Origin of the sequence: Paraburkholderia fynbosensis, from assembly GCF_902859935.1 — a bacterium.
In the GTDB taxonomy this organism is placed as follows: domain Bacteria; phylum Pseudomonadota; class Gammaproteobacteria; order Burkholderiales; family Burkholderiaceae; genus Paraburkholderia; species Paraburkholderia fynbosensis.
The window spans coordinates 75,086-99,055 of record NZ_CADIKI010000015.1 but is presented as its reverse complement, the minus strand read 5'-3'; the positions used below and the strand labels follow the sequence as shown (position 1 = coordinate 99,055).

Below are 23,970 nucleotides of genomic sequence, written 5' to 3'. Positions count from 1 at the left end.
ATGATGCTGAAAACCCGTCATTCAGTAAAATACCTATTCTTCGGTCAGTCATTCATTCTTGATATACCCGATATGGCGCTCACGCACCGGCACATCGAAGTCTTCCGCGCATTGATGACGGCGGGCAGCGTCACCAAGGCGGCCGAGATGCTTTTCACGTCGCAGCCCACCGTGAGCCGCGAACTCGCACGCATGGAGCAGAGCATCGGCTTCGCGCTGTTCGAGCGCGCAGGCGGCCGGCTGCGTCCCACCCTGTCCGCGTTGACGCTGTTCGACGAAATCAAGCGCGCGTATGTCGGGCTCGAACGGGTGGCATCGACGGCGGCCAGCCTGCGCGAATTCCAGGGCGGCCAGCTTTCCATCATCGCGTTGCCCGCCTTTTCGCATTCGATCCTGCCGGGCGCGTCGAAGCGCTTTCATGACGCGCAGCCGGGCGTGAGCCTGTCGATCGCCACGCAGGAGTCGCCGTTCCTCGAAGAATGGCTGAGCGCGCAGCGCTACGACCTCGGTCTGACCGAACACGGCGCGCCACCGCCCGGCACGCGGCTGACGCCGTTGCTCGAAGTGGACGAGGTGTGCGTGCTGCCCGACCGGCATCCGTTGCTGAAGAAGCGCGCGATCGAGTTGAAGGATTTCACGGATCAGGCTTTCATCAGCCTGTCGTCGAGCGATCCCTACCGGCTTCAGATCGACGAGGTGTTCGCGCAAGCGGGCATCGCGCGCCGCCAGCTGATCGAGACACCGACCGCTGTTTCCGTGTGCAGCTTCGTGCGCCAGGGCCTCGGCATCGCGATCGTCAATCCGCTGACCGCCGTCGATTTCGCGGACCGCCATCTGCATATCCGGCCGCTCACCGTATCGTTGCCGTTCCGCGTGAGCGTGATACATCCGGAGCATCGTCCAGGCCATCCGCTGGCCGCTGCGTTCGTCAAGGCGCTGCAAAGCGAAGCCGCCGCGCTGCGGCTACAATTGAAAAGCCATACCGGACAGCGGCGCGCATAACGACGCCGCCCGGCACACGGCCCACACCCGGGCGAGCCGCCGCGGATGCCCTGCGCCGACAACGCCGCGCACGCAACACCCAGAACACCACTAGCGCACCGATCGCGCACGCGAACGGCGCGCCTTGTGCCGTAGCGCACTCTTCACTCGTCGTAGACCATCAACAGGAGTTTCCCAAATGATGAATCGAGACAACCCCGTCTGGCTGATTACCGGCTGTTCCACCGGCTTCGGCCGTGAACTGGCGAAGCTGGTGCTGGAGCGCGGCTGGCGCGCGGTGGTGACCGCACGCGATGTGTCGAAAGTGAAAGATATCGCCGAGCCGCACGGCGAGCGAGCACTCGCTCTGCCGCTCGACGTGACGAACCGCGCCCAGATCGAAGAGGTGGTCGCACAGGCGAAGCAGCGTTTCGGCCGTATCGACGCGCTCGTGAACAACGCGGGTTATGGCTATCTGGCCGCGATCGAGGAAGGCGAGGACGACGAAGTCCGCGCGATGTTCGAGACCAATGTATTCGGTTTGATCGACATCACGAAAGCGGTGCTGCCGATCATGCGCGAACAGCGTAGCGGGTTGATCGTCAACGTGTCGTCGATTGGCGGCGTTGCGAGTTTCGCGGCGACCGGCTATTACCACGCGACCAAATACGCGGTGGAAGGCTTGTCCGAATCGCTGGCGCTCGAGGTGAAGCCGCTCGGCATCGGCGTGCTGATCGTCGAACCCGGCCCGTTCCGCACGAACTGGGCGGGACCGTCGATCAAGCAGTCGGCCACCGTGATCGACGACTACGCGGGCACGGCGGGCGAACGCCGCCAGCAGACCGAAGCGCGCAGCGGCAAGCAGGCGGGCGATCCGGTGCGCGCCGCACAGGCGATCATCGACGCCGCGCTGTCGGAGCAGCCGCCGCTGCGTCTGCTGCTCGGCAAGATCGCGCTCGACCTCGCGTACAAGAAGCTCGACTTCATGCGCGGCGACTTCGACGCATGGAAAGCGACGACCGAGGGCGCGGATTATCCGGCGGAGAGCGCCTGAGCACGCCGGAAGCCGGGACCGTGCCGTGGCAATGGATCGCCGGAACGGTCTGATGCGTTCAAATCCGTTGGCCGGCTTTAAAACTCGACCAACGCGAAATCTTCCTTGCCGACGTCGCACAGCGGGCAGCGCCAGTCGGCCGGGACGTCCGCCCAGCGGGTGCCCGGCGCGATACCTTCATCCGGCAAGCCCGCCGCCTCGTCGTAGACCCAGCCGCAGATCACGCAGACCCATTGCTTGAAGTCGTCCGCCGACACGGCATGACCGGACGCCTCCGCCGCGCCTGCCACAGCTGGCTGCGGGGGCGTCTCATCAAGGCTCACGACCAGCGGCGCGACGGTGCCGCCGCCCGCGGCGAGGCGCGCCTGCAGGCTTTCCAGCAAGCGCTGCGCTTCGTCCTGCGTCAGATCGATCCAGTAAGGATCGCCCGCGCCGTCGTTGAGCCGCTCGGGTGAAAACTGGATTTCTACGGCTACGCCCTTCTTGTACATGGCACTCGGAATGTCGATGAAGCCGGCAGCGAGTGCCGGCGTGGAGCCGCACGCATGATGCGAGGGCGATGGAGCTAGACCAAGTGATTCAGCAGGATGGAGGCGATCAGGCCGGCGGCGCCGATGAGGCCAAGCAATTGCATCAAGGTGAGCGATTTACGCGGTGCGATGGAGGCTTGTTGCGTGTTCACGAGAGATTCTTGAAAGTTGGAAAAAGCGAAATGGTACAGGGATGTGAGCGCGGCGCATGCCGATTGGCGCAAACCCGCGCGTATCGGACGACATTATCGCCGCTCTCGCGCGCCGCATTGCCTACCGGATGGAGATGGATTGATTCGCTGGGAGGGGGAAACGAGAGCGCGCCGGCGCGTTTTGCCGGGTTTGTCCTGTGAATGCGGCGCCGTGCCCGCATTGTCGTGCGACTGCGGCGGCAATTCCGGCCAGCGCCGCAGGCTCAAGCCATTAGCGCGCTCAGGCCGATATGACTGACGCGATGCGATACGATGCGCCGCGCCTCGACGTGCGCGGCACCTCAGCCCGAATCTCAGGACTTCGCCAACGGATTGCCCTGACGCGAATCCCAAAAGCGGATCACCGACGTGTCGCCGGTGCCGGCGCCCACCACCTGATCGGCCGCGCCGCCCTCGCGCAACAACGCGCGCAGTTCGTTGATGACCGGAAACACCTCGTGATTCCAGTCCGCGCCCTGCGAGTCGTGCGCGCGCTGTTCGGCTTCGACGATTTCGCGATCTTCCTTGAAGATGCGCTCGGTGAACCACACGAGCAGCGGCCACGCGAGATTCAGCACGCCGGGAATGCCGGGCTTACGGATCGACAGCAAACCGAACGTGCGATTGGTGCGCTGTTCGCGATCGAGCGGCACATAGACGATCCACAGGTCCATCACCAGCGTCTGCTCGGACGTGCGGATCTGCAGCGTCTGATACGGATACTCGGTGCGGATCGTCATCACGTCCTTGTCGTTGTCGCCGCCGGTCTTGCGGCTCTGGCCGAACACGATCGCTTCGCCGATCGGCTGCTGGCCGGCCATGCGCGCAAACGTGTAATCGACTTCGACCCAGCCTTCGCCTTTACGCCGCCCCAGCGAACGCGCGCGCATCTGTCCCATCTGCTTGCGATGCAGGAACTGATGGTTCATATCCATCAGATTTTCGTGCATGAACGAATAGTGACAGTTCACCGGACGGCCGAAACGGCGCGTCTTGTACTTCTTGTCGCCCACCGACCCGAGCTTGGGCAGCGGCCGCTGTTCGGCCAGTTCGGCATCGCCCGGAAACACGAAGATCAGCCCTTCGACTTCCTGACACGGATAGGAACGCACGCCGTTCGGCAAACGGTCGCGCCCGAGATAGGGCACGTCGGTGCACTTGCCCGAGCAGTCGTAGGTCCACCCGTGGTAGCCGCAACGAATCGACTCTCCCTCGACCACGCCTTGATGCAGCGGCACTTGCCGATGCGCGCAGCGGTCTTCCAGCGCAAACACCTTGCCGGACTCCGCGCGCGCCAGCACGATCGGATCGCCGGCGAACGTCACGCCATGCGTCTTGCCCCGCTTCACTTCATGCGACCACGCGAGCGGATACCAGTAGTCCGGGTGAATGCCGACGCGGCGCAGATCGCGCACCGGTGCGTCGTGGGCGGCGTGGTCCGGCGCATGCGCGTGCGCTGCTGCCGCAGCGGCCGCATGCGCGGCATTCTGCGACGCTGCTTGAGCAGGCGCCGCATCGACGGTTGCATCGACGGTGTCTTGTTCGAGCGGGGGAACAGCATGCATACGTGAAGCCTCCATGCACCAGCGGATAGAAGGTCGCCGCCCTGCATATCTTGAGGCCGGCATCGACGCCAGTCTACTAGATGCGACCGCCGTCCGGGTCGGGGGAGGGCGCCCCGTGCCTCGCGACGCCGCGTCGCGCCCGCCTGAGCGCGCGCTGCCGCCGAAAGTGCCGCAAAGGCGGCGCGCCGTCAGCTCTCGTCGCGCGCCACCAGGCCGGAGCGGCGTTGCACGCCCCACGAGCGTCCGCCGCGCAGAAAGTGCAGCCAGCCGAGCGCCGCCCCGGCGTGCCGCACGAGTTGAAACGTGAACGGCTCGGCAATCGCCGCGAGCATCGCCATCCACAGGCTGTTGCCGGTGCGCTCGCCGGTCCAGCGCCGATACAGATGAATGCTCCACAAATAGAACGCAAGATCGATCGCGGTCTTCAGGCCGATCACACTGAAGATCGACACGACAATCGTGCCATGCCCGCCGACCAGAAACCCGAGCAGCAGCGCGAACGCGGTCAGGCCGTAAATCGGCTGCATCGTGTCGAGGGCCTTGACCGGCAGCATCAGCATGCCGAGCGTGCCGTAGCGCCGATTGCCGGTCATGTCGCGGTTCCAGTATTGCGTTTGCAGGAAGCCCGCGAACCAGCGCCGGCGTTGCCGCAGAAAACTGCCGAGGTTGTCCGGCGCGTCGGTGTGCGCATGCGCGTCGCCGACCACCCGCACGTCCCAGCCGAGGCCGCGATCGACCGAATAGCGGCGCAGCCGGTGAATCAGCTCGTAGTCTTCGACCAGACATTGCGGGTCGAAGCCGCCCACGTCGAGCAGCGCGTCGCGCCTGAACGACGCGAACGCGCCGGAGATCAGCAGCAGACTGTCCGCGCGCATCCACGCAAAACGGGCGATGAAGTTGCGCATGTACTCGTAGGTCTGGAACCACTGGAACACGCGGCCCGAGAGCGACTTGCCGCAGACCGGCACCAGAATGCCGGCCGCCGCGACCAGCTTCGGCTCGCTCGCGAACGCGGCGCGCATCGCGTAGGTGGCGTCGTCGTCGAGCAGCGTGTCGGCGTCGACGGTCATCACGGTGTCCGTGGTCATCACGGTGATCGCGGCGTTCAGCGCGCGCGCCTTGCCGCCGTGCGGCACGCGCAGCCAGAACAGGTTCGGGTGCAGCGCACTCGCCGCGCTCAGCACGCCGTCGGCGGCGGCCGTGAGGCCGAAGCGTTCGGTGAGCAGCGCGCGGGTGGCGTCGGTGGAGCCGTCGTCGGCAATCACGATCTGCGCCGGGCCGTGCGTCTGGCGCAGCAGCGCGGCGAGCGTCACCGGCAACACCGCCGCTTCGTTGTGCGATGCGACGATCACGCCCATGCTCGGCAAACGGCGCTGCTCGTAGTCGGCTTCGAGCGGCGCCGGGCGCCGCATCAGCGGCAGCGACTTCCACGTGACGAACGCGAGCAGCAGTGTGTCATACACGACGTACGCAATCCCGGTCGACCACGCCAACGCCCCTTTCAGAAAGAACGCGCGCGCGAACAGCAGCAGCCACACGGCGACGACGCTGAAGTGAATCAGCGTGCTCGACAAGGTCGCGCGACGCGGCAAGATGCGCGGCGAGGCGAGTGCAAGTGCCTGTTCCAGAGTGTTTTTCAAAATGACTGCCGGGGGTTTGGGTGCGTCGATGCCGCGGTTATCGGGAAAGGAAGACAGCGCCTGGAAGCCTCACGGCGCCATGCGCCGGAGTACCGACTTGCGATCGATCCACTGATGCTTGAGCGCGCCGCCGATATGCATCGCCAGCAATGCGTAGAGCGCATAGCCGAGCCACGTATGCAGCGTGCCAAAGCGGTCGTGCAGGGTCTCCTTGAGCGCCGGATCGAGGTTCATCACATAGCCGATGCGCGGCCATGGAATCACGTTGAACAGATGCATCGGATGCGTCGCCGCGTCTTTCCATGCGGAGTCGTGCAGCCAGCCGGACAGCGGCAGTGCAATCATCAGCAGATACAGCAGGAAATGCGCGAGGTGCGCGGCGACCTTCTCCCATGACGGAAACTCGCGCGGCAACGGCGGCGGCTTGTGCGACACGCGCCATAGGATGCGCAGCAGCGCGAGACCGAGCACCGTGATGCCGATCGACTTGTGCGTATCGATCACCGGACGCACCCAGTCGTCGGGCAATGAATCGGCGCTCAGGCCGAGCATGACGTTGCCGATCATCAGCAGCGCGATCAGCCAGTGCAGCGTGATCGCCGTGCGGGTGTAGCGCGTCGGCAGCGGGGCGGCGGTCGAATCGGTCAGGGAATCGGCGTGAGTGTTCATGGTGGTTTTGTCCGCGAGTACGGTACGTTGCTGCTAAAGCTGTCTGAAGATCCGGTGCGGTCGCACGTCACACGTTCAAACGCGCCAGCCGGTATCAAGCTAACGCCTCAGTGTGCCGTTTTATTCCTCCAGACGCTTAACTGCGTATTTCAGATTGTTTGGCCGGGGGGTGGTGCGTCAGCGCTGCGGCACGCGCCTGAAGCGCGTCGTATCGTAGCCCATTGCATCCAGCCGGCCGAGCAGCGCGCGATAGGTGCCGTCGTTGATGTCGGGCTCGCGTGCAAAGATCCGGCAGAGGTTTTTTACCCGGATAAGCGGCCAGAACAGTCGCGCGCGCCACTCCCCGCCATCTTTGCCGGGCACGGGCGTGTCGAGAAACCGGTAATGCTTTTCCGGCCCGTCAAAGCTTTTCTTGCGCGCATAGTACGAATCGTCGATCTTGTCGTCGGCACGCCATGTCGTTGGAACAGCCCGCGAGCGTCAGCAGCAGCACGGACGCAGCGGCGGCTGCACCAATGACGATGGCGGTGGCACAGACGGCGCGGCGCATGGCGAAAGCCTCGGACATAGCGGTGCATATACCTTTTACGTTCGAGCCCGCCGGATCGATGCGCAGCGAAGGGATTCGACGGAGCTAGCGCTTTGCGCGGACGGCCCTTTGGCGAGTTATCTCCGCCACACTTCACCGAACTCCAGGCACCCGCCGCCCGGTGGGCTCACGCCTCCCAACCCAGCCCAACCAAGCGCGGATAACGGAATAAAGTCGGCCAATAATGCTACATTGACCGCACTCCGGACTTCGGCTCCTGAATCAAGCGCATGGAAAACCTGAGCGGCATCGTCGCATTCGTGCACACGGCGGAGGCGTCCAGCTTCGTCGGCGCATCGCAGCGGCTCGGCCTGTCGGCGTCGGCGGTCGGCAAAAGCGTCGCGCGCCTCGAACAGCATCTCGGCGTACGTCTACTGCAGCGAAGCACGCGGCGCGTCAGCCTGACCGAGGACGGCGAACGTTTCTACGAGCGCTGCCGGCAGATTCTCGACGCACTGAGCGAAGCCGAATCGATGATGCTGCAAGCCAACGCCACGCCGCGCGGGCGCTTGCGGGTGAGCTTGCCGACCATCGGCTATCGCTTCTTGCTGCCGATCCTGCCGGAATTCGCGGGGCGCTACCCGGAGATCGACCTCGAACTGGATTTCAACGACCGTCTCGTCGACGTGATCGAAGGCGGCTTCGACGCCGCGATCCGCAGCGGCGAGCTGCCCGACTCGCAACTGATGGCGCGGCGGCTCGGCCCGTTCCGCTTCGTGCTATGCGCTTCGCCGGCCTATCTGCAGCGGCGCGGCGTGCCGCTCGTGCGCGCCGATCTCGCCCAGCACGCGTGTCTGCGCTTTCGCTTTCCGACCTCGGGCAAGCTGCAAGCCTGGTCGTTGCGCGGCTTGCCGGACGATGCCGCCGCGCACTTTCCGAGCGCGCTGACCTGCAACAACATGGAAGCACTGCGCGGCGCGGCGGAACTCGGCCTCGGTATCGCGTACATGCCCGACTTCCTGGCCCGCGAGGCGATCCACGCAGGCACGCTGCGCAGCGTGCTCGCCGAGCATCTCGCACACGCGGGACAGTTCTCGGTGGTGTGGCCGTCGAACCGCCAGCTCTCGCCGAAGCTGCGGGCGTTTGTGGATTTTCTGTCCGAGCGGTTATTCGGCGACGCGTAAGCATCGGCATAGCCATTGATTTCGCGCATCGCCCCGCTGCGCGGACACTTGCCACAGTGCAAGACAAAAATCTCTGTGAATCGGATCGCACGATAGACCGATTCAATTGGCATGCACGCGGATCGCGTCCTGTAATGAATTTCCTGCTGTCCGCGTTCCGTCCGTCCAACCAACCGGCCTTATCCGGAGAAATTTATGTCGCAGCCCGAGCCTGATGTCAACGAAGTGGTGAGAAGCATCGCTGAAGAAACCGACACGCCGACCGAAACAGTTTCCCGTATGTATGCAGACACGCTGGCCGATTACCGGCTCGATGCGCGCGTATTCGATTACGTGCCGCTATTCGCCGCGAAGAAGGTCCGCAATCAGCTTCGCAGTAGCTCGAATCAAAGACATTGATGCGGTGGCGCGCGGAGACCACCGCCTTTCATCACGACGCTTGTGACGACGTTTCGCATCGGCTCCTCGCCTTGCGCGCCGATTCCCGCGAACGCGTACCGAAGATATTTTCCCGCTGCTAGACTCTGAGCCTGAACCATGACTCGGGGGATCTGAATGCGCGTGACAATCGTAGGCGCGGGTATCGCGGGCTTGAGTACGGCGTGGTCGCTCACCAAACTCGGGCACGACATCACCCTGATCGAGCAGGGCTCGATTCCGAATCCGCTCGGCGCGTCGGGCGACCGTCATCGCATGATCCGCCGCGCATATGGCGATGCCGACGGCTATGCGCGCACCATCGCCGAGGCCTTGGATAGTTGGGACCTGCTGTGGAACGACCTTGGCGTGTCGCACTATGCCAACTGCGGCGTGCTCGGCATTTCGCAATTCCCCGACGACGGCGCCGAACAGTTCCGCGCGGGCCTCGACCGCATGGGCTTCGAATACGAACGGCTCGATGCGCACGACGCGGCCGCGCGTTATCCGTTTCTCGACCCCGATACGTTTCGCTACGCGTACCTCGATCGTGACGGCGGCGCGCTCTTTAGCGAACGCATCGCGCGCGACCTGAAGGCGTGGCTCAAAATGCGCGGCGCGGACATTCGCATGCATACCAAGGCGCTTGCGGTCGATCCGCACACGGCGTCGGTGCGGCTCGGCGACGACATGATCGTGCGCGCCGACCGGCTGGTAGTCGCCACCGGCGCGTGGACCCTGCAGCTGTTTCCCGCGCTTGCCGACAACCTGACGACGTACCGCAACGCCGTCGCCTACCTGGAACCGCCTGCGGATCTCGAAGAGGCGTGGTCGAACGCGCCTGCGATCGTCGACATTGGCGGCCAGAACGACGGCTATGTGCTGCCGCCGCTCGACGGCATCGGCCTGAAGTTTGGCGCTGGCGTCCATAAGGCTCGCGCGCCGGACCCCGACGCCGATCGCGCCGCGTGCCCCGACGAAGGCGAGCAGATACGCCGGCTGTTTGCGCCGCCGTTCAGGCGCATTGACGAATATACGGTGACCGAAGTAAAGACCTGCGCGTACACATTCACGGCTGACAGGCGCTTCTTTTCGAAGCGCATCGGCAATACCTTGGTGGTGTCGGCGTGCTCGGGGCACGGTTATAAATTCGGCGCGGCGGTGGGCCGGCGCGTCGCACAAGCGCTGACGACCGCCGACGACACAACGCTCGCCCGTTGGCTCAGAGCCGAGATGGTTTGAACGATTCGATTGCCATCGCGATGTCCAGCGCTCACGCCCCTGTTTATTCCGCAGCACGACGAAACCGACGAAACCGCGATGACGCGAGCCGCGCTCACACCGTGGTGACTCAAGCATTTGCTGCCATCACTCAACAAGGAAACGCACTGATGTCCCACTCGATTCAGATCCGCCCTGTCACCCGAGAAGATTTCGACGCATGGCTGCCGCTATGGGACGCCTATAACGCGTTCTACGGCCGCTCCGGCGAAACGGCCTTGCCGCGCGAAATCACGCACATCACGTGGGGACGTTTCTTCGACGGCTATGAGCCGATGCATGCGCTGGTCGCCGAACGCAACGATCAGTTGGTCGGCATCGTGCATTTCCTGTATCACCGTCACACGACGATGGCGGGGCCGGTCTGCTATCTGCAAGATCTCTATACGCTCGAATCGGAGCGCGGCAAGGGCGTGGGGCGGGCGCTGATCGAAGCAGTCTATGCGCGGGCCAAAGCGGATGCGGCGCAGCGCGTCTACTGGCAAACGCACGAGACGAATCAGACGGCAATGAAGCTTTATGACGCGGTCGCGGATAAGTCGGGGTTTGTGGTCTATCGCAAAGCATTGTGAGGAGTGGCGAGCGGATGGACGGCACCCATCTGGTCGTCGATTGATAAGGCGTGTGATCGTCCGCCCAAAAAGGGGGTGTCCGAACTTCACCTGAAGATAGATCGAAATTCACCATCGAGACCAGTCCTTATTTACGTAACAGATTTCCTACGGAGTTCACGTTTCGCACGCCACAAAAAACAAAAGGCACATCACTCGATGTGCCTCTCGTCTCCCAACAATCGCGACACGACCTCGCCGCCCCTCAACCGCCGACGCAACCCGTCACCCTCTCAAGCCTCCAGTTGCTCCAGCACCTTCCCTTTGGTCTCGATGCCAAGAAAATGCACTGCCATCGCCGCCAGAAACGGCACTGCCGCGAGAATATAAAACGCCACCTGAAGGTTGCCGCCGATCATCGTCTTCGACACGATCGCCGGGGCGAAAATCGCCGCGACCTTGAGCCACGCGCCGCCGACACCGCAGCCCATCGCGCGGATGCTGGTCGGATACAGCTCCGGCGTGTACACGTAAGCGGTAATGAAACCGCACGCGAGGAAGCCCAGCGCCAACGCGCAGAACGTCGCCACCACATACACCGACGAGCCGTGGAACACGCCTGCCAGCACCAGAGAAAGCGCGCACGCGATGAACGACACGTTGATGATCGGCTTGCGTCCCACCTTGTCGACCAGCAACGCGCAGGTCAGTGATCCCAGCACGCCGAGCACCGAGGCCGCCACCGCCAGATTCAGCGCAAGTTGCAGCGGCGCGTGATAAATCGTGCGATAGATCGTCGGCAGCCAGGTCGACAGACCGTACTGGATGAAGCCGCAAGTGATCCACAGCATCGCCACAGCCAGCGTGCGCTTCAGATAAGCCGGGCCGAACAGGTCCGCCATGCGGCGCTTCGGATGACGATTCGCCATCGCGTCGAACTCAGCCGCATGGACCACCGGCGGCAACGGCCCTTTGCTCGCGCGTTCGAACGCATGCACGGCGGCGTCCGCATCGGCCATCCGATCGCGCTCGGCGAGCCAGCGCGGCGATTCCGGCACCAGCTTGCGCAGCACGAAGAACAGGATCAACGGCATGCCGCCGATGAAATACATCGCTTGCCAACCGAAGCGCGGCACGATCCACGCACCCAGTGCATTCGAGGCGAGCAGGCCGACCGGAAAAACGATTTCATAGAGGAGCACGAAACGCCCACGGCCATGCGCGCGGCTGATCTCGTTGATATAAGTCGCGGCCACCGGCAATTCGCCGCCGAGCCCCAAACCCTGAATTACCCGCAGCACGACGAACGCCGCGAACGTCGGCGCAAAACCGCACGCAATACTCGTGATGCCGATGATCCCCGAGCTCAGCGCGATCGCCTTCACGCGGCCCTTGCGTTCCGCGTACCACGGGAACACGAATGCGCCGATCAGTTGTCCGACCGAACCGGAGCCGATCAGAAAGCCGATCTCCCACGGCGTCAATTGCCACTTCGCGATCAGGATCGGCAGCGTGGCCGCGATCGCGATCACGTCGAAGCCGTCGAAGAACGTCGCGAGTCCGATCAGAATGCGCGCGCGCACCTGCATCGCGTTCTTCGGCAACCGCTCGAGACGCGCGATGATCGAGCCCCGGGTCACGGGGCCTGAGACACCGGCGCTGCTGCGGTCCCCCATGGTGTTGTCGATGGTTCTCATGCCGTGGTGCCGTCCGTAGATGTGGTTAGGCAAGCGCCGTCGAGGCGTCGGTCAAGGTGGCAAGGTCGATGCTCCGGCCTTGATTCATCCATTTGCGCGAGAGCTTCAGTTCGCGCGGCGTGTTGATCGCGATCACGCCGCGAATCGCGCCGTCTTCCAGATGGAACAGGGTCGCGCGTTTGCCCGGCAAATCGCCGCGCACCGCCAGTTGCGCATCGCCAGGAATATCGCCGAGGATTTGCAGATTGACGTCGTATTGATCGGACCAGAACCAAGGAATGTCCGCGTATGGTTCGAACGTACCGAGCAAGGCTTTCGCCGTACTGATTGCCTGGTTCTGCGCGTTGGCCCACGACTCCAGCCGCACGCGGCGCTTGAGCCACGCGCTCGGATGATTCGCGACGTCGCCACACGCGAAAATGCGCGGGTCGTCGGTGGCGCCGAAATGATCGACGACGATGCCGTCGTCCACCTTCACGCCCGCGGCTTCGGCCAGCGCCGTGTGCGGCGTAAGACCGATGCCGGCGACCGCGAAATCGGCGTCGAGCGTCGAGCCGTCCGCGAAAGTGGCGCGAATCCGGTTGGCGTCGTGCGGATGATCTTCGAGCTTCACGAGCGACGCGTTCAGGCGCACGTCCACCCCATTCGCACGATGCAGTTCGAGCAGGAAGCCGGACACCATCGGCGGCAGCGAGCGCGCGCACAGACGCGGCGCGCCTTCGACCACGGTCGCGTCGACGCCGAGCTTGCGCGCGGTGGCCGCGACTTCGAGGCCGATCCAGCCGCCGCCCACCACCAGCACGCGTTTGCTTGCGCGCAGCCGTTCGCCGAGCGCGACGGCTTCGTCGAGCGTACGCAGGTAGGTAACGTGCGAAGTCTTCACGAGCGCGTCCGGCAGCTTGCGCGCCGCGCCGCCCGTGGCGATCACGAGGCGGTCGTATTGCACGTCGCGGCCCGACTGCGTGCGCACGATGCGCTGCTCACGATCGATCGCGCTCGCGCAATCCGGTTGCCACGCTTCGACGTTCAGCGCATCGAAGTCGTCGGGCTTGACCAGCCGCACGGTGTCGATATCCGCTTCGCCGGCCAGCACGGCCTTAGACAGCGGCGGGCGTTCGTACGGCAAATGCACCTCGTCGGCGATCATCACGAGACGGCCATCGAAGCCTTCCTTGCGCAGCGTCTTCACGACCCAGCCAGCTGCCTGGCCGCCGCCGATCACGACGATCGTGCGCGGCGCTTCGAGCCCGGCATGCGCGGCTTGCGCCTTTTCAGTGGCAGCGTCAGTCATTTTTGCGCTCCGTCATGAACTTGCCTTCCGGCGCCTTCGCGTTTTTCTGGCGCCGCGTATTGCCGTCGATACCGCCGTCGATCGCCCATTCGGCGAACACGGTCGGACCCGGTTCGAAATCGCGCGGCTGCCAATCGGGCGTGAGCTGGTCTTCATCCGCGTAGTACTCGATCAGGCCGCCCGCCGGATTCTGGAAGTACCAGAAGTACGCCGACGACACCGGATGACGCCCCGGCCCGAGTTGCGTATCCCAGCCGCAACGGCTGATGTGCATGCCGCCACCGAATACTTCGTGGATGTCGCGCACGGTGAACGCGACGTGATTCAGACCACGCTTACCGTTGGGCAAGGCCAGAAGGAAAATGTCGTGATGGCCGCCGTGCGGCGCGCAGCGCATGAACGCACCGCGGCCTGGATAACGGTCCGACATTTCGAAGCCGAGCAGCTCCTGGTAGAACTTTTCCTGTTCGGCGAGCTGGTTCGTGAAGAACACGACGTGACCCACTTCGACCGGTTCCGCGCGCTCGTAGATCGGCGACGGCTGATCGACGCGCAACGTCTGGCCCCACACGTTCGACGGCGAACCGTGTACGTCGAGCGCCCGCTTGCGGGTTACTTCGACGCGAATCGCCATCCCGTTCGGGTCGATGCAGCCCACCGCGTCGTCGGTTTCGAAGTGGCCCGGCTGACCGGCGAAGCGGCCGCGCAACTCGTCGAGTTCGGCTTTGGTGGCGACGCCCCAGGTCACTTCGCGCAGCGTCGGGCCCTCTTCGAACGCGGGCGGCAGCGACGGGTCGTTCGCGTCGACGGCGAGAATCGTGCAGCCGTTCAGCGTTTCGAAGCGCGCGTGGGTCTCGTCGTGCGCGGTCTCTTTCAAGCCCCAGTCCGCGAAAAAGCGGCGGCAGGTGGCGAGATCCGTCACGCCGTAAATAATCTGTTCGATGCCGAGAATCGTCATAACGTGCCTCTTGCGTATTAGTTTGCCCACGCCAGCGGCGCGTCGTTCAAGCCCCAGTACAGGCTCTTCTGTTGCATGTATTCGCGAATGCCGAGGCGGCCTTTCTCGCGTCCCATGCCGCTCTCTTTCCAGCCGCTGAACGGCGTCGAGATCGAGAACAGCTTGTAGGTGTTGATCCAGATCGTGCCGGCTTCGAGCGCGCGGGCGATCCGGTACGCGCGCTTGTAGTCGCGCGTCCAGATGCCGGCGGCGAGGCCGAACACGCTGTCGTTCGCGTCCTTCAGCAGCGAGGCTTCGTCGTCGAACGGCATCGCGACCAGCACCGGCCCGAAGATTTCTTCCTGGCAGATGCGCGCTTGATTGGTGAGGCCTTCGAGAATCGTCGGCTGGAAATACGTGCCGGCTTCGCGGCCTTCGCCGACCGGACGTTCGCCGCCGCACAGGAGCCGCCCGCCTTCTTCGAGACCCAGCGCGACATAGCGCTCGACGGTTTCGCGATGCGCCGCCGTGATCAGCGGACCCATCTGCGTTTCAGGGCGCGACGGATCGCCGACGCGCAGCTTGCGCGCGCCTTCGGCCAGGCGTTTCATGAACGCATCGTAAATCGAGCGCTGCACGAACAGCCGCGAACCCGCAATGCACGCCTCGCCCGACGAACTGAAAATGCCGTACAGCACGCCGTTGACCGCGTGATCGAGATCGGCGTCGTCGAACACGATGGTCGGCGACTTGCCGCCGAGTTCGAGCGACACCGGCATCAGCTTGTCCGCCGCGATGCGCGCGATGCCACGGCCCACTTCGGTGCCGCCCGTGAACGACACCTTCTTCACGAGCGGATGCCGCACCAGCACGTCGCCGATCACCGAGCCCTTGCCGGGCAGCACGCTGATCACTCCCTTGGGCACGCCGGCTTCTTCGCAGATGCGCGCGAGTGCCAGCGAGGTCAAAGGCGTGACTTCAGCGGGTTTCAGCACCACCGCGTTACCGCCTGCCAATGCCGGCGCGAGCTTCTGCGCATCCGATGCAATCGGCGAGTTCCACGGCGTAATCGCCGCGATCACGCCGATCGGTTCATAGAGGCTCATTGTCAGATAGTCGCCGCGCGAGGGCGTGACTTCTTCGTCGAGCGTTTCGAGGCAGGCCGCGAAATAGCGGAAGGTGTTCGCGGCGCTCGCCACCAGCACGCGCGTCTCGCCGATCGGCTTGCCGTTGTCGCGGCGCTGCAATTGCGCGAGCGCTTCGTGGCGCGCCATGATCAGATCGGCGATGCGGTACAGGACCAGCGCGCGTTGATGCGGCTTCAGACCCGACCAGTCCGCGCGGCGCCACGCGATATCCGCGGCTTCCACTGCGTCGCGCGCGTCGTCGGCATTGGCCGTCGAGATTTCCATGTTGACCGACTGATCCGCCGGATACAGGCTTTTGTACGGGTTGCCGCGCCCTTGCCGCCATTCGCCGCCGATGAAAATATCGCCGGTGGGCACGAGGCTGGTATCGAAGTGAGTCATGTCGGTCATTCCGGTTTGCTTCAACTAGTCAGCTAAGGTCTCAAATCACGCAGCGGGCCGCGCGATTGCGCAGCGCGCGCATCGCGCTGTACGCGGTCAATGCGGACGTCTTGGGGTTATCCGGCAACGGCTTGCCGCACATTTCCAGCGACATCTCGCCGAATGCGCCGCGCGCCACGATACGATGCACGTTGCGCGTCACGTTCGGATCGGCGATCAGCCGGACCGTGGTGTGGTCCAGACCGAGGCCGGCCAGTGCGATCGTTGCGGCGACGTTGGCGTTCTTCGGATAGAGCCGCGCGGCCTCGCGCGCGCTGCCTTCGAAGATCACCCGCTCTTCGTTCAGCGTATGCAGATCGCACACCTGTTCGGCCGGCGTGCCGAGCCAGCCGGTCGGCGGCTTGCGGCCTGTGTACAGCACTTCGTCGAGACCGCCGAGCTTGGCCGCGGCCAGCGCGTCCACACCGCCAATCGCACCGGACAACAGCGTCAGCGTCGCGTCGCCTTCATCGGCGGCGGCGGACAACGCGTCGAGCAGCATCATGTCGGACAACGCGCCGATCGACGCCACCGCGCAATCCGTACCGGCTTTGAGCAACGGCACCACGTGATCGACCAGCGCGCTATGGCCCGCGCATTCCAGCGCGAAATGCGGCTGGCTGCTCAATGCGGAAACCGACGTCACCACATCCACCGACGCGCCCACCACTTCGCGCACTGACGCCATGTGACGCTCCGGCACGATCACGTGCGACACCCGCACCATCGGATCGGCGGCGACCGCGCGGTACACCGCCTGGCCGATCGCGCCGAAGCCGATCATCGCGACGTCGACGGGTGCGTGATGGCCCGCGTAGCCCGACTCATGCATGTTCGGGCTCCTGTTCCTTGACCGGCGGGCCCGCGAACGCGGTCGCGAACGAGCCGACCGAGAGCATGTCCACTTCCACCAGCACCGGGCCGGTCTTCGCGATGCCTTCGCGGATGATCGCGTCGGCCTGGTCGAGCGAGGTGATGCGGTAGTGCGTGAGCTTCAGGCTCTCGCAGAACTGCGCGAAATCCGGCTGATGCAGATCGACGTAGCAGCGACGGCCGCCGTATTGCGCGTCCTGAATGTTGCGAATCACGCCGTAGCACTGATCGTTCATCAGCACGATCATCACGTTGGCGTTTTCCTGCACGGCCGTCGCGAGTTCGCCGACGTTGACCATCAGGCCGCCATCGCCAACGAGGCATACCGTCTTCGCGGCATTGCCCGCGAGCGCCGCGCCGATGCCCATCTGCATGCCCTGACCGATGCCGCCGCCGAGCGCGTGCACGCCCGCACGCGGCGAGAAGATCTTCAGCATGCGGTTGCCCCACGTGCTGTTCGAGATCGTGACGTCGCGCACCCAGTTGTAGTCGCGGCCCACCGCCTTCTGCAGCGCGTCGACGAGGCGCTTGTACGGGCCGAGGCCCTTGCCCACGTCGGCGACTGCGCGCTCACGCGCGGCGGCCAGATCCTGCGCGAACTTCGGATCGACCTTCAGGCGGCCTTCGAGCAGCGTCGCGAGTTCTTCGAGAACCGCCGACGCATCGCCGTGAATGAACATCTCGTTGCGGTAGCCGCGGTTGTCGGCGAGCGCGTCGGCGTCGATGCGATACAGCGGTTGCGGCAGCGCGAGCTTGTACTTCAGCGTTTCATTGCCACGCAGACGCGAACCGACCACGACCAATGCGTCGCAAGTCCTGTAGAAGCTCTCGACCGCCGCATGCACGTTGAACGCGCCCAGCGTCGCCGGATGATCTTCGGGCAGCACGCCACGGCCCTGCACGCTGGTGACGACGCCGAAGCCCAGCGCGACCAGACGTTCGACCGCTTTCGTCGCATGACGCGTGCCGCCGCCCAGCCATAGCAGCGGGCGCTTCGCCTTGACCAGTTGCTCCGCGAGTTGCGCGACGCGCTGGCTGCAATGCGTGAGCGTCGTGACGTGCGGCGCGGCCAGATCGGCGGGCCATTCGATTTCGGCGGCCTGAATGTCGATCGGAATCTCGACGCTGACCGGGCCGCTCGGCGCCGTTTGCGCCACGCGCACGGCTTCACGGATGGTCGGCAGCGCGGTTTCGACCGAGCGCACGCGATACGCGGCCTTCGAGATCGACGACAGCATCGACAGTTGGTCCGGCGCTTCGTGGATGTACGCGAGATCCTGGTCCAGATACTCGGTTTCGATCTGGCCCGTGACATGCAGCAGCGCGGTGCCCGCGGTCAATGCTTCGACCATCGCGCCCGCGGCGTTGCCCGCTGCGGTGCCGGTGCTGGTGAATGCGACGCCGAGGCCGCCGGAAACGCGCGCGAGGCCGTCGGCCATGTTCACCGCACCGGCTTCGCCGCGCGCGCCGACATAACGGATCTTGCCGCGGTTATGAATCGCGTCGAGGATCGGCATGTTGTGGATCGAGATCACGCCGAATGCGGTTTGAACGCCGCATTGCTCGAGGAAAGCGGCGATCAGTTCGCCGACGGTGGTTTTGTTAGACATGTCGTGCAACGCCTCCAGAAACATCGATGTGACTGCCCGTCGTATAGGACGACAGCGTCGTAGCCAGGTAAAAGAGTGCTTGGGCGGCTTCGTCGGGGCGACCGAAGCGGCCTAGCGGAATGTTTTTCTTGCGCGCCAGTTCAGCGGTCCAGTCTTCCCAGCTCTGGCCCGGCTGCGCTTCCTTCGCATAACGGCGGCGCCACTGACCCGATTCGACGATGCCGATCAGAATCGAATTGACGCGGATGTGCTGCGGTGCGAGTTCCACCGCGAGCGACTTGATCAGGTTCTGCACCCCTGCACGCGCCGACGAGGTCGCCACCATGTGCGGCTCGGGCTGCAGCGCGAGCAGCGAGTTCACGCAAACCACGGTCGCGTTGCCCGCGCCGCCCTCGGCCGCATCGCGCAGCATCGGCAGGAACGCGCGGGTCGGGCGGATCACGCTGAAGTACTTCAGGTCGAGTTCTTCGCGCCAGGCGTCGTCGGTGGTGTCGGCGAACTTCGACACGCGGCCCTGGCCTGCGTTGTTCACCAGCATGTCGGTGCGGCCAAAGCGTTGCTGTACGGCTTGCGCGAACGCGTTGACGTCGTCGGCGTTCAGCACGTCGCAGCTTTGCGCCAGCAGTTGCGCGTCGGGAAACTGCGCCTTCAGCGCGGCTTGCGCCTGCGCGAGACGCTCGGTGTCGCGCCCGCAGATCGCGACCGAAGCGCCCGCCCGCAGAAACAGCTCGGCGCTCGCGAGGCCGATGCCGGACGAGCCGCCCGTCACCACCGCCACCTGCCCGGTCAAGTCGATTTGAATCATCGGAGTCCCAGTGCCTTCATGTATTTGCTGCCCGCGTTCGGGCCGTTCTTCGGCCGATAGTTGAGCCGCTGCGAAAGTTCGTCGGCCGCGCGGCGGACCTTCTCGATCAAACCGCTGTCGAGCAGCGACGCGTCGATCTCGTGGCGCGGAATCGTCGTCGTGATGACCGCGACGATGCGGCCCGTGTCGTTGCGCACCGGCGCGCTGACCACCGAAATCCCGCGCTCGAACGACGACTCGCTGAGCGCGAAACCGCGCCGCGCGTCGTCGAGAATCCGTTCGTACAGGTCTTCGACGGTGGCGGGCGTTTGCTTGGTGAAGCGTTCGAGTTCCGGCTCCGGGTAGAGCTTCTTCAGATCGTCGAGCGTCATATCGCCCATCAACACCTGGCCGTGCGTAGTCGCATAGGCGGGCAGGCGGGTGCCGACGTTGACCTTCACCGAACTGAAAATCGGCGCATGGCTCTGCGCCTTGGCGACGAACACGACATCGCGTCCGTCACGAATCACGATATGGCTCGTCAGACCGGTTTCGGTGCGCAATGCTTCGATGATCGGCAGGCCGAGGTCGGTCAATTCGAGCGAACTCAGATATTCGAAGCCGAGCCGCAGCACCGCGACGCCGAGGCGATAGTTGCGGTCCTTGTCGGCGCGTTCGAGAAAGCCGAGCGATTCGAGTGTTTGCAGCAGACGGAACACCGTCGTGCGAGGAATCTTCAGGCGCCGGGACAATTCCGGCGCGCCGAGAACGGGCTCGCGCGGCGAGAACTCAGTCAGAATCTTCAGACCGCGTTCCAGACCCGGCACGCGATAGCCGGAATCGCTACCGGTCTCGCTGCGCTCGTCGTCCGCGTCGCGCTCGGCGTTGAGTGTGTCGGGCGTCATTCATTGGCTCCGTTGTGCGCCGCTCGCGCGGCAGAACGTGTCGATGATCGCGGTGTACGCGGCGGGTGCTTCGATATAGCCGGCGTGTCCCGCGCGCGGCACGACCTGCAATTTGGTGCCCGCAGCGAGAGCGATTCGCTCGCAGGCTGCGGGCGGGGTGATGGTGTCGTCGGCGCCGACCGCGACGTTGACGCGGCCTTCGAAGCGCGCGAGGTCGCTCGCGAGATCGGCATTGGCGAGTAGATGGGTAGCTTGCGCGTAGCCGTGCGCAATCACGCGCGACATGTTCCAGCGCACCCATGCACGGGCTGCGTCATTTGCGTGTGCGGACAGCATATTGCCGCTGCGTTTTTCGGCGAGACCTTGCGGGCCGAGTTCGTTCAGCATGGCGAGGCGTTGATCGCGTTTCGTTTCGCGCACCTCGGCCGATGCCGCGCCGTAACCGCCCGCCGGCGACAGCAGCAGCAGACCGGCCACGCGCTGCGGATGAGCCGCAGCAAACGCACCGGCGATGATTGCGCCGAGCGAATGTCCAACCAGCACGCAGCGTTGAATGCCGAGCGCGTCGAGCCAGCCCTTCAGTACCATGGCGTAATCGTCGGCAACGGGCGAAGCCGCCGCAACCGGGGTGGACGCGCCATAACCCGGCGCGTCCCATGCCAGCATACGGCGGCTCGCGCCAGGTACGTCGAACTGCTGCACCCACGATGCGGCGCCTGAACCGATACCGTGCAGCAGCACGAGCGGCAGCGCCTCGCTGTTAGCGCTGCTGTCGGCGCTACCGCCTTCGCGATAGCTCAGCACGCCTTGCGAGCCCAGCAAGACCTGCTGCGCCGGAAAGCGCGCAAGGCGTGCTTCGAGCGTGGCGTGCTGATCGGCGGTAACGGACGGGACTGCGGACATGATTTCCTTCGCGGGTGTTTTCACAACGATGCGGCAGGCTTAGCGCTTGAGCCTGGCGAGCGGCGAATCCGGCGGATACGTCGGCGTGATCGGTTTCGGCGAGCCGAGCATCACGCACATCAGCGCGTCTTCTTCGCCGACGTTAATTTCCGTGCGGTAGACGCCCGGCGGCACCGAGATCAGATCACGCTCGCCGAGCACCGCTTCCCACGTTTCACCGTCTTTCTCGCAGATCACTTTCATCTTGCCGCGCAGCACGAAGAAAATTTCTTCGACATCCATATGAATATGGCTCGGGCCGACGTTGCCGGCCGGGATCACCATCGTCGAGAACGTGAAGCCGCCTGCCGGCACCGTGTTCATGTCCTTCGCGACGCCCGTGCCGCCCGTGCCGACATAGCGCATTTGCGCGCGGCGATACTTCGGGTCGTAGTCGGCCTGGAACTTCAGCGCGTCCCAGTCGTAACGACGCGTTTCCAGGCGCGCGACGCGGCTGTCCAGCCATTGTGCGAAGCTCGCGTCCGCGGATTGGTCCCACGATTTGCGTTCGATATCGGCGTCCGCCATTTCTTTCTCCTTTCGATTCGACAAGATCAATTCATCACGAAGCCGCCGTTCACCGGCAGCAACTGGCCGGTCACGAAGCGCGCGGCGTCGGACAACAGGAACAGCACAGGCCCGGTTACGTCGTCGGGCACTTGCGCACGCGTGAGCGCGCGGCCTTGCAGGTAGTACTCGTGACGCTCGGCGGGCACGTACGCGGTGGCCTCGACTTCGGTGAGCCCCGGCGCGATGGCGTTGACGATCACCTGATGAGCGCCGAATTCGCGCGCCAGCGAGCGCGTCATCGAAATCACCGCGCCTTTGCTCGCGACGTACGCGAGCAGCTTCGGCGCGCCCCACATCGCCGTGTCCGACGCGATGTTGACGATGCTGCCGCGGCGCGAGTCGCGCAGATACGGCAGCGCGGCGATGCTCATCAGCCAGGTGCCGCGCACGTTGACGTTCATCACGGCGTCCCACGTCTGGACCGACAGTTCGTCGGCAAACTTGCCGCCGGAGTTGGTGATCGCCGCGTTGTTGATCAGCGCATCGATGCCGCCGAGTTGCGCCGCGCCTTCCTGCGCGAACTGTTCGATGCTGACGGGGTTGGCGAGATCGAGCGGCAGGTAGGTCGCCGCATGGCCTCGCCCGCGCAGCGACTCCGCGAGCGCCGCGCCTTCGTCGCGCAGCACGTCGCCGAATACCACTTGCGCGCCGGCTTGCACCAGCGCACGGACAAACGCCGCGCCGAGACCGCGCGCGCCGCCCGTCACGAGGACGCGCCGGCCATTGAGCGCTGCGTGTGCGTCGTTATGCATGGCTGTGGCCTGCTGCTTGCGTCGCGGCCGGCGCGGCTGCCGCCAGTCGAGCGCGATGCGCGTCGAGGTCGGCGAAGTGCTGTTGCGCGCGCTGACGCAGCATGCGGCGCACACGCGTCATGCCGACGTCGTGCTGATAGAGGAACTCGTGGTCACGCGCGTTCGGCGCCATGCTTTCGAGCACGTAGCGGTCTTGCTCGAGCACGGCCCAATGCAGACCTTCCAGACGGTTGCGGTACAGGAAGCGCCATGCGTCGCGCTGCCAGCCTTGCACCTTGCGGGTACGCCAGAAATAGACCTGGCAGTTGTCTTCGTCGACGGGTACGGCGAAGCCGATGATCCCGAAGCTGCCGCCCGGGCCGAACTTCTTCTTGTACGGAATCGCGAGGCGCATCCACAGGGTGCCGGTTTCGCCGAGTTCCACCCAGTCGAAATTCACGTCGCGCTGGCCGACCTTCTCGAACATCAGACCGGTTTCGGTCTTGCGCACGCGCATGTCGGCCTGCTTGTCGCCTTCGGCCATCGAGTGCGATGTCGCATGCAGATAGGCGCCGTGCATCGGGTCCATCACGTTGTCGATCGCGTACTGGTAGTTGCACTTCCAGTGCGACGTGCACAGAAAGCTCGCGTACTCCTCGCCGACCAGTTCTTCCGGCAGCGTGAGCGGCGCGGGTTCCTTATGCGCGTCGTCGCCGAACCACAGAAAGATCGCGCCGGCGTGCTCTTCGACTGGGTACGACTTCACGCACTTCTGGCCTTCCAGCGGACAGGCCGACACGGCCGGCACGCGCTGCACGGTGCCGCTGCCGTCGACTTCGATGCCGTGATACCAGCAGGCGACGCTGCCGCCGAGGTTCCAGCCGAGCGACAGACGCGCGCCGCGATGCGGGCAGCGGTCTTCGAGCGCGCGGACTTTGCCTTCCTTGTCGCGCCACAGCACGATCTGGTCGCCGAGGCGCGTGATGCCGACCGGCGCGTCGCCGACTTGCCAGCTCGGCGCGACCGGATACCAGTAGTTGCGCAGGCCTTGGTTGAGGTACGACTGGATCGGGTCGGCTGCGCCTTGAGTTGTCGTGGGGGACGTCATGAAGAGACTCCGGGTACGGATGCGATGAAACGTGTTCGGGAAAGCGCGCTTAGTCGGCGAGCAGACGGAATTCGGTGGCGAGACGCTCCGCGTCCCACGCCGTGCCTTCCGGCGTGCGGAAGCCGACGCGGTTCAAACCGTCGACGACCTCCTGCAACTCCATCGCGCCCGCTTCGAAGACTTTTTCGAGCGCGTCGCCGAAGTCGTTCTCGTATTGGGTCGGCTCGGCCTTGCGCGTTTGCCAGATGAAGTTTTCGGTCTCGCCCGGCTTCTCGATCACGCCCTTGCCGGCGACGTTGTTCGGCTGCGGTGCGAGCCACGGTTTCAGAAACGGATTGAAGTTCACGGCTACCTCACGCATG

At 64.7% G+C, this 23,970-nt stretch carries 24 protein-coding genes and 1 pseudogene; 6 read left to right on the top strand and 19 right to left on the bottom strand.

The window, feature by feature from the left end; all coding sequences use genetic code 11:
* Window positions 1–72 precede the first annotated feature (72 nt).
* Both HV770_RS23830 and HV770_RS23825 read left to right on the top strand, forming a co-directional pair.
* On the top strand, window positions 73–1,002 hold the full coding sequence (locus HV770_RS23830) for a LysR family transcriptional regulator (protein WP_175163593.1): 930 nt from the start codon (window positions 73–75) through the stop codon (window positions 1,000–1,002).
* 178 nt (window positions 1,003–1,180) lie between these two features.
* Entirely contained in the window at window positions 1,181–2,035 is an 855-nt protein-coding gene (locus HV770_RS23825; RefSeq protein WP_175163591.1) for an oxidoreductase, read from the top strand.
* Window positions 2,036–2,112: 77 nt separating this feature from the next.
* On the opposite strand, the gene HV770_RS23820 is transcribed toward HV770_RS23825, so the two are convergent.
* From HV770_RS23820 to HV770_RS38830, 6 genes and pseudogenes are all read right to left on the bottom strand, one after another.
* Window positions 2,113–2,526 carry a rubredoxin gene (locus HV770_RS23820; protein WP_175163589.1) on the bottom strand — a complete coding sequence of 138 codons (414 nt, stop codon included), beginning with the start codon at window positions 2,524–2,526 and terminating at the stop codon, window positions 2,113–2,115.
* A 544-nt stretch (window positions 2,527–3,070) separates the two neighbouring features.
* Complete coding sequence (locus HV770_RS23810) at window positions 3,071–4,321, bottom strand: aromatic ring-hydroxylating oxygenase subunit alpha (RefSeq protein WP_175163587.1); 1,251 nt, start codon at window positions 4,319–4,321, stop codon at window positions 3,071–3,073.
* A gap of 188 nt (window positions 4,322–4,509) precedes the next feature.
* Window positions 4,510–5,961, bottom strand: coding sequence for a glycosyltransferase family 2 protein (locus HV770_RS23805; RefSeq protein ID WP_175163585.1), 1,452 nt, complete (start codon window positions 5,959–5,961; stop codon window positions 4,510–4,512).
* Between the two features lie 69 nt (window positions 5,962–6,030).
* Window positions 6,031–6,630: a cytochrome b gene (locus tag HV770_RS23800; protein WP_175163583.1), complete on the bottom strand. Its 600-nt coding sequence runs from the start codon at window positions 6,628–6,630 to the stop codon at window positions 6,031–6,033.
* A gap of 177 nt (window positions 6,631–6,807) precedes the next feature.
* Window positions 6,808–7,083 (bottom strand): annotated as a pseudogene (locus HV770_RS23795) (lipocalin family protein); the annotation flags it as partial.
* A complete protein-coding gene (locus HV770_RS38830; RefSeq protein WP_246291125.1) occupies window positions 7,031–7,198 on the bottom strand; it encodes a hypothetical protein in 168 nt (55 codons plus the stop codon). The pseudogene HV770_RS23795 and the gene HV770_RS38830, both read right to left, overlap by 53 nt.
* Window positions 7,199–7,449: 251 nt before the next feature.
* Here HV770_RS38830 and HV770_RS23790 point away from each other — a divergent pair, with 251 nt between their 5' ends.
* From HV770_RS23790 to HV770_RS23775, 4 genes are all read left to right on the top strand, one after another.
* The gene (locus HV770_RS23790; RefSeq protein WP_175163581.1) at window positions 7,450–8,343 is read left to right on the top strand and encodes a LysR family transcriptional regulator; all 894 of its coding nucleotides are present in this window, start codon (window positions 7,450–7,452) and stop codon (window positions 8,341–8,343) included.
* Between the two features lie 195 nt (window positions 8,344–8,538).
* The gene (locus tag HV770_RS23785) at window positions 8,539–8,742 is read left to right on the top strand and encodes a DUF3562 domain-containing protein (RefSeq protein WP_175163579.1); all 204 of its coding nucleotides are present in this window, start codon (window positions 8,539–8,541) and stop codon (window positions 8,740–8,742) included.
* 156 nt (window positions 8,743–8,898) lie between these two features.
* Window positions 8,899–10,002 carry an NAD(P)/FAD-dependent oxidoreductase gene (locus HV770_RS23780; RefSeq protein WP_175163577.1) on the top strand — a complete coding sequence of 368 codons (1,104 nt, stop codon included), beginning with the start codon at window positions 8,899–8,901 and terminating at the stop codon, window positions 10,000–10,002.
* Between the two features lie 149 nt (window positions 10,003–10,151).
* Window positions 10,152–10,613 carry a GNAT family N-acetyltransferase gene (locus HV770_RS23775; RefSeq protein ID WP_175163575.1) on the top strand — a complete coding sequence of 154 codons (462 nt, stop codon included), beginning with the start codon at window positions 10,152–10,154 and terminating at the stop codon, window positions 10,611–10,613.
* Window positions 10,614–10,885: 272 nt separating this feature from the next.
* On the opposite strand, the gene HV770_RS23770 is transcribed toward HV770_RS23775, so the two are convergent.
* The 13 genes from HV770_RS23770 to HV770_RS23710 are packed head-to-tail and all read right to left on the bottom strand — an operon-like array spanning window position 10,886 to window position 23,969.
* Window positions 10,886–12,289 carry an MFS transporter gene (locus HV770_RS23770; protein ID WP_175163573.1) on the bottom strand — a complete coding sequence of 468 codons (1,404 nt, stop codon included), beginning with the start codon at window positions 12,287–12,289 and terminating at the stop codon, window positions 10,886–10,888.
* A 25-nt stretch (window positions 12,290–12,314) separates the two neighbouring features.
* On the bottom strand, window positions 12,315–13,580 hold the full coding sequence (locus HV770_RS23765; protein WP_175163572.1) for an NAD(P)/FAD-dependent oxidoreductase: 1,266 nt from the start codon (window positions 13,578–13,580) through the stop codon (window positions 12,315–12,317).
* Window positions 13,573–14,538 carry a VOC family protein gene (locus HV770_RS23760; RefSeq protein WP_175163570.1) on the bottom strand — a complete coding sequence of 322 codons (966 nt, stop codon included), beginning with the start codon at window positions 14,536–14,538 and terminating at the stop codon, window positions 13,573–13,575. The genes HV770_RS23765 and HV770_RS23760 overlap by 8 nt, the downstream gene beginning before the upstream one ends.
* Before the next feature lie 17 nt (window positions 14,539–14,555).
* Window positions 14,556–16,046 (bottom strand): aldehyde dehydrogenase, encoded by a 1,491-nt coding sequence (locus HV770_RS23755; protein ID WP_175163763.1) that lies wholly within the window; start codon window positions 16,044–16,046, stop codon window positions 14,556–14,558.
* Window positions 16,047–16,086: 40 nt separating this feature from the next.
* Window positions 16,087–16,917 carry an aspartate dehydrogenase gene (locus tag HV770_RS23750; RefSeq protein WP_175163568.1) on the bottom strand — a complete coding sequence of 277 codons (831 nt, stop codon included), beginning with the start codon at window positions 16,915–16,917 and terminating at the stop codon, window positions 16,087–16,089.
* Window positions 16,910–18,568, bottom strand: a complete 1,659-nt coding sequence (locus HV770_RS23745; RefSeq protein WP_175163566.1) for a thiamine pyrophosphate-binding protein — start codon at window positions 18,566–18,568, stop codon at window positions 16,910–16,912. The genes HV770_RS23750 and HV770_RS23745 overlap by 8 nt, the downstream gene beginning before the upstream one ends.
* Window positions 18,561–19,373: an SDR family oxidoreductase gene (locus HV770_RS23740; protein ID WP_175163564.1), complete on the bottom strand. Its 813-nt coding sequence runs from the start codon at window positions 19,371–19,373 to the stop codon at window positions 18,561–18,563. Before HV770_RS23740 ends, HV770_RS23745 begins: the two co-directional genes overlap by 8 nt.
* On the bottom strand, window positions 19,370–20,257 hold the full coding sequence (locus HV770_RS23735; protein ID WP_175163562.1) for an IclR family transcriptional regulator: 888 nt from the start codon (window positions 20,255–20,257) through the stop codon (window positions 19,370–19,372). The genes HV770_RS23740 and HV770_RS23735 overlap by 4 nt, the downstream gene beginning before the upstream one ends.
* Window positions 20,258–21,160 (bottom strand): alpha/beta fold hydrolase, encoded by a 903-nt coding sequence (locus tag HV770_RS23730; RefSeq protein ID WP_175163560.1) that lies wholly within the window; start codon window positions 21,158–21,160, stop codon window positions 20,258–20,260.
* 39 nt (window positions 21,161–21,199) lie between these two features.
* A complete protein-coding gene (locus HV770_RS23725) occupies window positions 21,200–21,727 on the bottom strand; it encodes a cupin domain-containing protein (protein ID WP_175163558.1) in 528 nt (175 codons plus the stop codon).
* A gap of 26 nt (window positions 21,728–21,753) precedes the next feature.
* Window positions 21,754–22,521: an SDR family oxidoreductase gene (locus tag HV770_RS23720; RefSeq protein WP_175163556.1), complete on the bottom strand. Its 768-nt coding sequence runs from the start codon at window positions 22,519–22,521 to the stop codon at window positions 21,754–21,756.
* Window positions 22,514–23,608 (bottom strand): aromatic ring-hydroxylating dioxygenase subunit alpha, encoded by a 1,095-nt coding sequence (locus tag HV770_RS23715; protein WP_175163554.1) that lies wholly within the window; start codon window positions 23,606–23,608, stop codon window positions 22,514–22,516. The genes HV770_RS23720 and HV770_RS23715 overlap by 8 nt, the downstream gene beginning before the upstream one ends.
* A gap of 49 nt (window positions 23,609–23,657) precedes the next feature.
* Window positions 23,658–23,969: a recombinase-like helix-turn-helix domain-containing protein gene (locus HV770_RS23710; protein WP_168664132.1), complete on the bottom strand. Its 312-nt coding sequence runs from the start codon at window positions 23,967–23,969 to the stop codon at window positions 23,658–23,660.
* Window position 23,970 lies beyond the last annotated feature (1 nt).